9 protein-coding genes are annotated in these 12,427 nt (G+C 65.0%); 7 read left to right on the top strand and 2 right to left on the bottom strand.

All coding sequences use genetic code 11. The features are described 5' to 3' along the window. Positions 1-111: 111 nt before the first annotated feature. Entirely contained in the window at positions 112-780 is a 669-nt protein-coding gene (locus ACO06X_RS00505; protein WP_298170585.1) for a TetR/AcrR family transcriptional regulator, read from the bottom strand. A 126-nt stretch (positions 781-906) separates the two neighbouring features. Here ACO06X_RS00505 and ACO06X_RS00500 point away from each other — a divergent pair, with 126 nt between their 5' ends. The 7 genes from ACO06X_RS00500 (at position 907) to ACO06X_RS00470 (ending at position 10,782) form a co-directional block, all read left to right on the top strand. Next, complete coding sequence (locus ACO06X_RS00500; protein WP_421838076.1) at positions 907-2,004, top strand: LLM class flavin-dependent oxidoreductase; 1,098 nt, start codon at positions 907-909, stop codon at positions 2,002-2,004. Positions 2,005-2,246: 242 nt separating this feature from the next. Further along, positions 2,247-4,664 carry a TonB-dependent receptor gene (locus tag ACO06X_RS00495; RefSeq protein WP_421838075.1) on the top strand — a complete coding sequence of 806 codons (2,418 nt, stop codon included), beginning with the start codon at positions 2,247-2,249 and terminating at the stop codon, positions 4,662-4,664. Positions 4,665-4,747: 83 nt separating this feature from the next. Further along, positions 4,748-5,527, top strand: a complete 780-nt coding sequence (locus ACO06X_RS00490) for a TIM barrel protein (RefSeq protein WP_421838074.1) — start codon at positions 4,748-4,750, stop codon at positions 5,525-5,527. After that, positions 5,520-6,869: an MFS transporter gene (locus ACO06X_RS00485; RefSeq protein ID WP_421838073.1), complete on the top strand. Its 1,350-nt coding sequence runs from the start codon at positions 5,520-5,522 to the stop codon at positions 6,867-6,869. Before ACO06X_RS00490 ends, ACO06X_RS00485 begins: the two co-directional genes overlap by 8 nt. A gap of 120 nt (positions 6,870-6,989) precedes the next feature. Then, on the top strand, positions 6,990-7,997 hold the full coding sequence (locus tag ACO06X_RS00480; RefSeq protein WP_421838072.1) for a sugar phosphate isomerase/epimerase family protein: 1,008 nt from the start codon (positions 6,990-6,992) through the stop codon (positions 7,995-7,997). Between the two features lie 12 nt (positions 7,998-8,009). Continuing rightward, positions 8,010-8,387: a C-glycoside deglycosidase beta subunit domain-containing protein gene (locus ACO06X_RS00475; RefSeq protein ID WP_421838071.1), complete on the top strand. Its 378-nt coding sequence runs from the start codon at positions 8,010-8,012 to the stop codon at positions 8,385-8,387. A 4-nt stretch (positions 8,388-8,391) separates the two neighbouring features. Next, positions 8,392-10,782, top strand: coding sequence for a glycoside hydrolase family 3 protein (locus ACO06X_RS00470; protein WP_421838070.1), 2,391 nt, complete (start codon positions 8,392-8,394; stop codon positions 10,780-10,782). Positions 10,783-10,786: 4 nt separating this feature from the next. On the opposite strand, the gene ACO06X_RS00465 is transcribed toward ACO06X_RS00470, so the two are convergent. Continuing rightward, positions 10,787-12,424, bottom strand: coding sequence for a family 43 glycosylhydrolase (locus ACO06X_RS00465; RefSeq protein WP_421838069.1), 1,638 nt, complete (start codon positions 12,422-12,424; stop codon positions 10,787-10,789). Positions 12,425-12,427: the final 3 nt, after the last annotated feature.

The raw sequence follows: 12,427 nt of genomic DNA, 5'->3' as shown, positions 1-12,427 counted from the left end.
GATGACGAGAGGTTCAGGAAGCCGGGCCATATCCAAATCTCGTCATCCCCGCGAAGGCGGGGATCCAGGGCCACCCTGCACAGCCCCGCGACAAGGTAGGCCGCCCAGTCCTCAATCCGCGTGGCGGAGATAGGCGAGCGCCATCTTGGAAATCTCGTCCTTGATGAAGCCCCACAGGAAGGGATCGCTCGATTCCGGCGTCGAGCCAAGCCCGAACTGGCGCGCGATCGTGGCGAAAACGATCTGGAACACTGCCAGCGCCTTGGCTTCCGGATCGGCTGACTTGATTTCGTCACGGAAGGTCAGGATCGCCGCGATCGACATTTCGGCTGAACGCCGCGCGGTTTCCTTGCCCGGATCCGAAACCAACGGATCGACCTCGGCCCGCGCCATGATCGTGCGCAGCAGCGGCGCATTCTGCTCGAGAAACGCGCTGTAGCGCTTGATGTAGAGCGGCAGGAATGCACCGAGACTATCGGTCTCGGCCAGCACCTCGTCGATCATTACCCGCTCCTTGGCGAGGATCGCGGTCAGCTCTTCGGCGATCACCGCGTGCAGCAGGCGGTCCTTGCTTTCGAACCGCAGATAGATCGAGCCGATCGAGACCTGACCCCGCTCGCTCACATCCTGCAACGTGAAGCTGTCGCCCCCCGTCTCGATCATCAGTGCCTTGGTCGCTTCGATCATGCGTTCGAACGAGGCAAGGCTGCGCCCCTGGCGCGGTTTTCGGCTGAGGGCCTGAAGCGCCAGCGCTTCGGTGTGACGAGTGGCTGTTGACATTGGCCTGCTAGACCCTACTAAAACAGGAACGTCAATTCTAATTTGATTCGCCTGATACGTACCAAAACGTTCCGCACCCACAACCGGGGCAAGCGCGGGCAGGCCGAAGGGGGAGAAAACAAGCACATGCGTTTCTCGGTGTTCCTCAACGCGCGCACGATGCGCCCCGAAGACGACCGTCAGCTCATGAAGGATCTCGAGACGCACGCCCTGCGCGCGGGCGATCTCGGCTTCTCGGCCATCTTCCTCCCCGATCACCACTTCAACGGCTACATGCCGGTGGCAAGCGACAGCTTCATTTTCGCCGCCTACCTGGCCGCGAAAATGCCGCAGATGCACTTCGGCTTCTCGGTCGTCTCGGTCCCGCTGCACCACCCGGTGCGCTTTGCCGAGCGGATCAACATTCTTGATCAGCTGACCGACGGCAAGCTCCTCGTCGGCATCGGCAGCGGCACGACGCCCGAGGAAATGATCGGCTTCGGCGTCGACTACAAGGACGCCGGCGCGATCTCGGACCGCAACCTCGAACTCGCCGAGGCGCTCTGGGCCAAGGCGATGACCGACCCTGCGATCGAGATCGAGAACGGCCCGCATCAGGGCCGCGTGCTTCAGCGCATCGCGCCCGCCGCCTACACGCCCGGCCATGCGCGGCTGATGCCGGTGGCGATGAAGGAAGCCAGCGCCCGCCGCGCTGCAACGCATGGCTGGCCCGCCTTCATCCCCGCCTTCACGCCGCCCAAGATCGGCGGCACCGAGCCCTTCGTCCACGTGAAGAAGTTCTTCGACATCTACCACGGCATGCTGACCGCAGCCGGCCACTCCGACGAAGTCGTTGCCAGCGCGCTCGACTGGACCACGCACACCTACCAGTGCGTCCATGTGGCCGAAAACGACGAGCAGGCGCGCGAAGAGCTCGAGGTGATCCTGCGTGCCTATCAGGCCGCGGTCGAACGCGAGGCAGAGTTCAACGCCCGCGCGGAAAGCAACGACGCCAACAAGAAGACCGACCGCACCCCCAATGCGCTGACCGAGGACTGGATCGGCACCTGGTGCCTCTATGGCTCGCCCGAAACGGTCATCGAACACCTGCAGCCGTACAAGGAGCTCGGCATAGGCAATGTGCTGTGCGGCACGACCACCGGACCGCTGACCGAGGAACGCCTGCGGCTGGGCAACCAGACGCTGGACCTGCTTTCGCGCAAGGTCATGCCGGCACTGGCCTGATCACGACGCCGATGGGATAATGCATCAATTTCGTGGATGCTAATTGATGAAAACATACTATTTCACTTAATGGAACCAATCAGGCAGGACATTCTTATTCGCCATTCCAGTTCCGGCCCGATCCATGCTGCACCGCATGAAAGGCCCGCTGGATTGGCAGCCCGAATTTCGAACATGGGCTCTTTGTTGAATATCACAAACCAGACACCCCGGCTCAAGCAGGGTGCATAACGGGAGGGATCATGCGCAACTTCATCCAAGGTACAAGTCTGTTCGCCACCTGCGCCATCATCGCCATGGCCGCTCCGGCGCATGCCCAGCAGGCACCGCAGGCCGATACGGACTCAGCCAGCACCGCGGAAATCGTCGTCACGGCGCAGAACCGTTCGCAGAAGATCAACGACGTGCCGATCGCGATCAACGTGATCAGCGGTGACGAACTGAAGAAGGTCGGCTTCTCCACCCTCAACGACATCGACAAGATCGCCCCGGTCGTCCAGCTCAACCAGGATCAGGGCACGGTCAAGGTTACCGTGCGCGGCGTGGGCACCACGTCGAACGACGAGGCGCAGGATACCTCGGTCGTCATCAACATCGACGGCGAGTACATCAATCGCCCGAACGTCATGGGCATGTCGCTGTTCGACATGGAGCGCGTCGAAGTGCTGCGCGGCCCCCAGGGCACGCTCTACGGCCGCAACTCGACCGGCGGCGCGATCAACTTCATCACCCGCAAGCCGGGCCGCGAGTTCGGCGGCGACGCCACGATCAGCTATGGCAACTACAACGCCGTCCGCGCCGATGCCGGCGTCGATGTGCCGCTGGGCAGCATGGCGGCGGTGCGCGTTTCGGGCTTCTATGAAGACCGCGATGGCTACAACAAGCACCCGGCCGGCGGCGGCTTCTTCGTGTTTCCGGCCTATGCCGCGGGCCGTTCGGACGACAACAACGCATATGGCGGCCGTGTCTCGCTGCGGCTTGATCCCTCCTCCGCGCTGTCGATCAATCTGGCGGGCGAATATGCCAAGCGCCGCTTCAGCCCGGGCATCTTTGCAGTGGCCGACCTCAACGGCGCAGGCAACGGACCGAGCGGCGGGGCCTGCGACAACGGCTTCACCCGCGTTGCCCCGGCCTATCCGCAGACCCTGTGCGTGCCCAGCAACACCAACCTGCTGTCAAAGATCGATCGCAATGAATACGCCGCGCCGCTCTATGGCATCGGCCGGGTCGAGCAGGACACCTGGGCCGTGCGCGGACGCATTGCCTATGAATTCAGCGATGCTGCCACGCTGACCTATATCGGCGGCTACCGCAGCTTCTCGGGCGATCCCAAGAACCGCCTCACCCTGCCGGTGATCTACCAGTCGTTCGCGTTCCAGGACGAGGCCGACACGCAGAGCCACGAACTGCGCCTCAACGGCAAGATCGGCGGGATCATCTACCAGATCGGCGGATTCTACTTCAAGGAGAAGCAGGAGCGCGAGAACGGCTTCTTCCTCGGCCCGATCGCGCCGCCGGCGGGCACCTACCTGTCGTACTTCGGCCGCAAGATCTCCAGCGACAGCAAGTCGCTGTTCGGTCAGGTCGAAGTGCCGCTGGGTGACAAGCTGACCGCGGTCGGCGGCCTGCGCTATACCGACAACAAGCGTGACGCCCTCTATATCAACGGCACGCCGTTCGCGAAGTTCAAGGCCGATGGTGTCACGTTCGATCCCACCGGACCCAACTTCACGCTGCTGGGTGCAGGCCTGGGCCGCAAGGATCTCAACGCGATCAACGCGCAGAAGCTGCTGCTCGGCAGCAAGGACAACAAGGTCACCTGGCTCGCCGGGCTGAACTTCAAGCCCAATTCGGACACGCTGGTCTACCTCAAGGCCTCGACCGGCTTCAAGGGCGGCGGCTTCGATGCCGTCGGCACCTACCGGCCCGAGACCAACACCGCTTTCGAAGGCGGCTGGAAGCAGACCTTCGGCGATCACCGCCAGCACCAGTTCAACCTTGGCGCGTTCTACTACGACTACAAGGACCTGCAAGTTTCGGTGCTGCTGGATACCACCGTGGGCGGCCAGACGTTCAACGCGGGCAAGGCCAAGATCTGGGGCATCGAGGCATCGGGCAGCATCCAGCTGGACGACAACACCAACTTCCACACCTCGATCAACTACCTCAACGCCGAGTACAAAGAACTGCTCGCCCAGTTCAACGTGTTCGACACCACGGGTGCGCTGAATGGCATTGGCGATCTCATCCCTGGCAACAAGGATGCGAACGGGAAGGACATCATCGAACAGCCCAACTTCGCGGGCAACCGTCCGCCGTTCTCGCCCCGGTTCATCATCACCGCCGGGATCGATCACACTTTCCAGCTGGGGGGTGCAGGCAGCCTGACGGCGCGTGCGGACACGACCTTCAAGTCGTCGTACTTCACCGACTTCTACAACTACCGCGATGGCACGCAGAGCGCTTTCACGCAGAGCGACTTCAGCCTCGAATACCAGTCGGCGAACAAGATGTACTCGGTCATCGGCTTCGTGAAGAATGTCGAGAACAACCGCCCGCTGACCTATGGCAGCTTCGTTTCGGCCGGCCCGGACGATGTGTTCAACTGGCAGTTCGGCGCACCGCGCACCTATGGCATCCGCCTGAGCGTGAAGTACTGATCTGACACCCTGATCCATGGGGGGGCGGTTGGCGACCGCCCCCTTACAACCGGCAGCCAGCCGATCGAAAAAGGAGACCGGACATGGATTTGTCCGCCTGCATCGAATGGCAGGCTGCCGAAGGTAATGACACACTTGCAGACCGCGTCCGCGCCGCGAAGGCAGCGGGACTGAACCACGCCGAATTCCACCTCTGGCGCGACAAGCTCGTCGATGGGGATATGGCTGGCCTCGCCGCCGCGCTCGATGAAACCGGCGTCACGCTCACCGGCTTCTGCGTCGATCCGCGCCGCTCGATCGTCGATCCCGCGCAGCATGAGGAAATGCTGCAGGCTGTCGCCGATACGCTGGCCGTGGCAAAAACCGTCGGTTCGCCGCCGCTGATCGTCGCTTCAGGCTTTACCCGCGAAGGCATTTCGCCCGAAGAGCACAAGGCCGAGGCCGTGAAGGTCCTGCGCCGCGCCGCCGATCTTGCCGAAGCCGCCGAAGTTACCCTCGTGCTCGAACCGCTCAACGACCGTGTCGAGCACCCTGGCATGTATCTGGTCGATACGACCCTCGCGCTCGATATCATCGAAGCCGTGGGCAGCCCGCGCCTCAAGCTGCTCTACGATGTCTACCACAGCCACGTGATGGGCGAGGACATGCGCAAAGTGCTCGCCGGCCGCATCCACCTCGTCGAGCATGTGCAGGTGGCCGATAGCCCCGGCCGCAATGAACCCGGCACCGGCACCATCGACTGGCCGGCCGCGATCAGCACCCTGCGCGATCTTGGCTATTCCGGCGCACTCGGCCTCGAGTACCGGCCGACGCTGGACGCGGCGGCCTCGCTCGCGGCCAGCCGGGCGGCGCTCGGTGTCTGACCGGCTCTCGCTCGCCGAGCGGGCGAGCTACGGCTTCGGCGACTTCGGCTACAGCCTTGCCTACAACATGGCGGGCGCGTTCCTGCTTTATTACTACACCACCGTCGTCGGGCTTCCGGCGGCGGCGGTGGGGACGATCTTCCTCGTCGCGCGCCTGCTCGATGCGGTGATCGATCCGCTGGTCGGGATTGCGGTAGACAAGACGCGCAGCCGCTGGGGCCGAACCAGACCTTATTTCCTTTTCACTGCGGTGCCTTACGTCGTGGTCTTCATCGCCACCTTCAACGTGCCGCACTGGAGCCAGGGCGCGCAGCTCGTCTACGCCTTCCTCACCTTCAAGGCGCTCGGGATCATCATGAGCCTCGGCTCGATTCCCTATACCGCGCTCATGCCGATGATGACGGACGATCCGGCAGACCGCCTGCGCCTCGGCGGCTGGCGCTCGATCGGGACTTCGGTCGGCGTGATCCTCGGCACCGCTGCCACGATGCCGCTGGTCGGCGCGCTTGGCGGCGGCAACGAGGCGCATGGCTTCTTCGCCGTAACGCTGCTGTTCGGCGCCCTCTCGCTCTTCGCGCTGGCCATGCTGTTCCGCAATTGCCGCGAACGCATTGCCGATGAAGCGCCAGCATCCGCCTTCCGCGCGCTGCCCGCCATCGGCCAGATGCTGCGCAACCGCGCGTGGGCCGTCTGCTTCGGCTTCTGCCTCCTCTATTTCATCCGCTTCGGCGCGATGCTCGGCCTCACGATCTTCTACGCAAAGGACGTGGTGCAGAAGCCCTGGCTGATCCCGGTCATGCTGCCGATGGTCTCGGGCGGGCTGCTCCTCGCCGCTTTCATCGCGCCGCCGATCCTTGCGCGCACCGGCATCCGCAAGGGCTGCATCGGCGCCGTCGTGCTTGCGCTCGCACTCCTTGCCGCGATGGCCGGGCTTGATCATGCGGCGGACTGGCAGATCGGCGCCCTCACGGTGCCGCCGCTGCTGCTGCCCTATTTTGCCTTTTCCATCGTCACCTCGGTCACGATCACCGGGATCTTCTCGATGGCTGCCGCCACGGCGGACTATCATCAGGCGCTGTTCGGCGTGCGCCACGAAGGGCTGCTCTCCTCAGGCATCAGCACCTCGACCAAGGTCGGCATGGCGGTGGGCAGCGCGCTCGGCGCGTTCGTCCTCGCCTGGGCGGGCTATCAGCCCGACGCGGTGAGTGACGCCGCCCGCAGCGATATCCGCAGCGCCTACTTCCTCGTCGCAGGCGGGCTGCTCACGCTGCAGGCCGGAGTCGTGTGGTTCTGGCCGATGGACGGGACATGGCGCGACCGGCTTGGCACTTTGGCCCCTTGACTTCGCAGGGCCATTAATAGAATTAGCGTTCTAATATTTTCATGGGAATCGCAGGCAGCCACGCGGTTCCAGAACACAATCAAGGCAGCGCTTTGGCAGCTGCCCAGGGGAGACAGCACGATGCCGATCCAACGCGGCGTAAGCCTGTACAGCTTTCAGAACGAGACCTTTCAGGGCAGGATGTCCCTTGAAGACTGCATCCGCACTTGCGCCGAAATGGGCGCCAAGGGCATCGAGATCATCGGCGAGCAGACCTTCTGGGGCTGGCCCGAAGTCGGCGTCGAGGATGCTGCGGTTGCCGAATGGCACCAGCTCATCGCCAAGTACGATTGCGTGCCCGTCAGCCACGATTTCATGCTCGATTACAAGCGCTACAAGGGCCGCGAAATGCCCTTCGACGAGCAGGTCGCCAGCGTGCGCAAGGACATCGAATTCGGCGCCCGCCTCGGCATGAAGTACATCCGCGCGCTCGTCTCGATCGCGCCCGAAGTGCTTGTCGCCGCCGCGCCTTATGCCGAGGAAAAGGGCATCAAGATCCTCATCGAGGTTCACGCACCGCTGCACTTCGATCACCCGTGGATCATCCGCCACGCCGAAGCCTTCGAGAAATCGGGCTCCGATGCGCTGGGCTTCCTGCCCGACATGGGCATGTTCCTCCACGCCTTCCCGCCGGTGTGGAAGGAAAAGTTCCTTCGCATCGGGGTGCCGCAGAATATCGCCGACTACATCGAGAAGGCTTATGCCGACCGCGTCCTTTCGGAATACGTCATCCTCAATGTCCAGCAGATGGGCGGCGTCGGCCCCGCCATCGGCATGGCCGAAACGCTGCGCCACAACGCCGCGTTCGAGCCCAAGCGCATGCTCGATTACATGCCGCGCATCCACAATATCCACGGCAAGTTCTACGAGATGACCGCAGACTATGTGGAACCCTCGATCCCCTACGACGAGATCGTGAAGGTCCTGCAGCAGGGCGGCTACGAGGGCTACATCTGCTCCGAATACGAAGGCAACCGCTGGATCGAGGACTTCATGGAGCCCGACAGTGTCGAGCAGGTCCGCCGCCAGCAGGTCATGCTGGCTTCGCTCCTCGGCGAGCCCGCCCCCCAGCTTCGCGCTGCAGCCTGAGGAACCGATCCCATGATGGACAACAAGATGATCGTCGAGGGCAGCCTCGAAACTTCCGACAAGGGCTTCGCCTTCTACGGCCGCCTCCCCTACTACCGCGGCCTTGGCCTCTCGATGATCGAGGATATCCAGATCACCGTCGACGGCGAGCCCGTTCCCCGCGCCGACGTGCGCTTCCACGTGCGCGGCAAGACCTACACGCTGGACCAGATGGAAACGGTCTACGACGACCGCTGGAACTTCGGCGAAAAGGCCAAGATCATCGCGATGAAGCCCGGCGGTCTGCCCGCTGGCGATCACAAGATCGAGTTCGCGGTGCGCATGCGTGTGTCCTACCTGCCCTTCGTGCCCACCACGAAGGACACCAAGGTTCTGGCGCTGGCCGCCTGAGCGCATGACACAGCTTACTCTCGATCAAGCCGCCCTGCTGACGGCGGGTGCCGCGATGTGGGCCACGCCCGCCGTTCCCGAAGCGGGCATCCCGTCGTTCACCATGAGCGACGGCCCGATGGGCATCGCCAGCGGCAAAGTGGACGAGCGCGACATTGCCCGGCTTTCCCCCTGCGCCACGGCGCTCGGGGCAAGCTGGGACGTGGACCTTGCCCGCCGCGTGGGCACGCTGGTCGGGCAGGAAGCGGTGGGGCGCGGGATCGACATGGTGCTCGCCCCGAACATCAACCTCGCCCGCAGCCCACTCGCCGGCCGCGCCTTTGAATATTTCTCCGAAGACCCGCTGCTCGCCGGCGTGCTGGGCGCGGCGTGGATCGGCGGGCTCCAGTCCACCGGCACCGGCTCCTGCGCCAAGCACCTCGTCTGCAACGACAGCGAGACCGCGCGCGACACGATGAACGTTCAGGTCGACGAGCGCACCCTGCGCGAAGTCTACCTGCTCCCCTTCGAATTCGCCGCACGCGCGGGCTGCGCCGGGATGCTTGCGGCCTACAACCGCGTCAACGGCGACTATTGCGCCGAGCAGCACCACGTCCTCACCGAAGTCGTGAAGGGCGAATGGGGCTATGAAGGTGTGATCATGTCCGATTGGTTCGGCACCCATTCCACCGCGCCGACGCTGGCCGCCGGGCTCGATCTCGAAATGCCCGGCCCCGCGCGGTTTCTCGGCGCCAAGGCCGCCGGTGCGGTTGCCGAAGGCGCGCTGACCGAAGCCCGCGTTCACGATGCCGCCGCCCGCGTTGCAAACGCCGCCAGGCGCGTGACCAGCGCAAAGTCCAAGCCCCTCGCCGAAGAAGCCGTCACCGCGCTGCTCGAAGAAGCCGCCGCCGCCGGCATGGTCCTCCTCAAGAACGGTGGCGCGCTCCTTCCGCTCGATCCCGCCAGCATCAAGACGCTCGCGGTGATCGGCCCCAATGCCGCCGCGCCCTGCTTCCAGGGCGGCACGTTCGCCAAGATTTCGGTCCGCCCGGACCTCGCTTCCCCCATCGAGGCCATCCGCGCCCGCTTCGGCGCACACTGCAAGGTGGTCTTCGAACCCGGCGTCGATCCCGCGCCGCGCCTGCCCTTCATGCCGGTTACGCCCGCGCACGATTTGGGCGATGGCTGCACAAGCGGCATGAGCCTCGAATACTTCGCCAGCCCCGATTGCAGCGGCGAGCCCATCACCCGCGAGGCGCGCGATACCAATTCGCTCGTCTGGTTCGCCGGGATGCACGATCAGGCCCGCTTCTCTGCAGGCGGCTCGATCCGCGCTTCTGGGCGCTTCACCGCAGAGAAATCCGGCACGCACCGCTTCCACCTCGGCGCCACCGGCGTTTCGCGGATGTTGGTCGATGGCCGGGAAGTGCTTGCCACCACCGAATGCCCCCCGGGCGATACCATGGGCGTGCTCAAGGCGGGGGATAGCGAAAGCGCCCCGGTCGAGCTCGACGCAGGCCAGTCCGTCACCGTCACAGTAGAATTCACCTTCGCCGCCGCGCGCGTCCACGGCTTGTGGTACGGCATCCGCGCGCCCGGCAGCGGCGAGGAACTGCTGGCCGCCGCAGAAGTCGCCGCGCGCGCAGCCGATGCGGTCGTCCTCATCGTCGGCGAGACATCGGACAGCTCGGTTGAAAGCAAGGACCGCGCAGGCACCCGCCTCGCACCCGGCCAACTGGAGCTTATCGCCCGCGTCACTGCCGCCAATTCCCGCGTCGCCGTGGTCACCAATGTCGGCCACGCCTACGATGCTTCGTGGGAAGACGCCGCCGCTGCGCATCTTGCCACATGGTATCCCGGCGAAGGCTTCGCCGCTGCGCTCGCGGGCGTACTGGCCGGAGACCGCGAACCCGGCGGCCGCATGCCCGTCACCATCGCGCAGGCCGAAGCGGACTATCCCGGCTACGATCTCCAGCCCCAGCCCGATGGCGCACTGCCCTATAGCGACGGCACGCGCATCGGCTATCGCGGCGTGATCGCAGCAGGCAAGTCCGCGCGCCACACGCTGGGCGCCGGGCAAGGCTACGCGCGCTTCGAATGGTCGCATCCGGCCGTCACCGCAGAAGGCGTCTCGGTCACCGTCACCAACCTCTCCGCCCGCGCTGGTGCCGAAGTGGTGCAGGTCTACCGGGATGCCCCGGAGCCGACCTTGATCGGCTTTGCCAAAGTCCTGGTCGAACCCGGCCATGCCGCGCTCGTCACGATCCCGCTCCCGCGCCGCCGCTTCATGATCTGGGGCGAGCAGGGCTGGGAGATGCTGCCAGCGCCCCACCGCATCCGCATCGCGCGCCACGCGCAAGACGCCGGCTTTCCCCTGCACCTCGATGCGGCAAGCCTGCCCGACATCGGCCTTTGAACGCCTAGTCCAGCGCCCTGTAACGGAAATCGCGGAACACCCCCCGCCCCTTGCCCGAAGCGAACAGCGCGGGCCGCAGGCTGGCCAGATCGTCCATCGTGTTGGCGTTGTAGCCCGAGACTTCCGAGCGAACGCCATGGCGCGTCCAGTGCTCGCCATCGGTGCTGTAGAAGAACGTCACGATCTGCCGCTCGTTGACGATCCTGAGATGCAGCCTGCGCGCGGCTGGCGCAGGCTCGCGCCAATACATCGGCATACCGCCGCGATAGCTGGTCATGCCCGCACCGGTGATGCCCATGCCCAGGAACAGCCGCCGGTTATAGAACAGCAAGAGCCCCGCTTCGCCTTCACCTTCAAGGTCCACCGTCACGCTGATTTCGTAGGCCCGGTCGCCCACCATCTGCGTCAGCACGCTGCCATCGCCGGGACCGCCGCCCTTGCCCGGCAGCACCAGCTTCCCGCCGCCCATCGCGATCCGCGCCGCCTCGTCGGGCGATGCGCCATAGGCCGTCCAGCGCGTGCCGAGCGAGGATGATGCAAACGCATCGGACCGTGCCATCCCATGCGGTGCGCCCGATTTCCCGCCCGGGATCGGCAGCGCCCGCGAAAGATCGCCGCCGAGCGCACGCGGCCAGCCATCGGCCGTCCACGCAAAGGGCTCCAGCAAGGTCTGCCGCCCCAGCGTGCGATAGCCGTTCTCGTAGCCATGGTAGACGAAGTACCACTGCCCGCCCGGCCCCTCGACCGCCGTGGCATGCCCGCGCGACCACCAGGCCTCGCTCGCATCCTTCGTGCGGAGGATCGGATTGTGCGGGCAATTCTCCCACGGCCCTTGAACCGATTTCGACCGCGCGACCGTCACCATATGCCCCGTCGGCGGCCCGCTCGTGCCGCCCACTGCCGTCACGAGGTAGAACCAGTCCCCCCGCCGCATCAGCTTGGGCCCCTCCAGCGCATAGGCCTCGGTCACCCATTCGTCGGGATACTTCCAGCCATCGAACGCGTGGCTGACCGGACCCGCCGCAGCAAGCCCGTCGTCCGCCAGCGGCACCCGCGCCACGCCCGAAAGGAACAGATAGCGCTTGCCATCCTCGCCCACGACATGCCCCGGATCGATATAGCCGCGAATGCCAAGGTCGATCGGCTCGCTCCATGGCCCAGTGATCTTGTCCGCATGGATCACCCAGATTTCCGGCGCATCCTTCACCTTGTCGGACCACGGCGCGGGGATGAAGGGGATGTAGATGAAATAGCGCCCGGCATGCTTCACCAGATCAACCGCAAAGCCGATTGCCGCCGGATGCGCCAACGCCGGCCCCACCGGCACCCAGTTCACCAGATCGCGCGAATGCCAGACAAGCAAGCCCGGCGCGGCATCGAAGCTTGAATGCGTGAGGTAGTAGTCCTCCCCATCCTTGAGGATGGAAGGATCGGGATAGTCGCCCGCAAGCACCGGATTGCGAAACCAGCCATTGCCCAGATCGGCCTTGCGTTGCCCGTCGATGCCCCGTCCCCACTGCGGCGCGGTCTTGGCCATGCGCCCCGGAACGGCAGCGTCAACACTCACCGGCAAGGCCGCTCCCGTCAGCGCAGCCCCGCCCAGCGCGAACAGCGAACGCCGATCCAGATCGAAGCCACCCATCGA

The sequence above is a fragment of the Novosphingobium sp. genome, assembly GCF_965229225.1.
GTDB lineage: Bacteria > Pseudomonadota > Alphaproteobacteria > Sphingomonadales > Sphingomonadaceae > Novosphingobium.
Note: the sequence above shows the minus strand (reverse complement) of the source record. Positions and strands in the feature narration are given on the sequence as shown.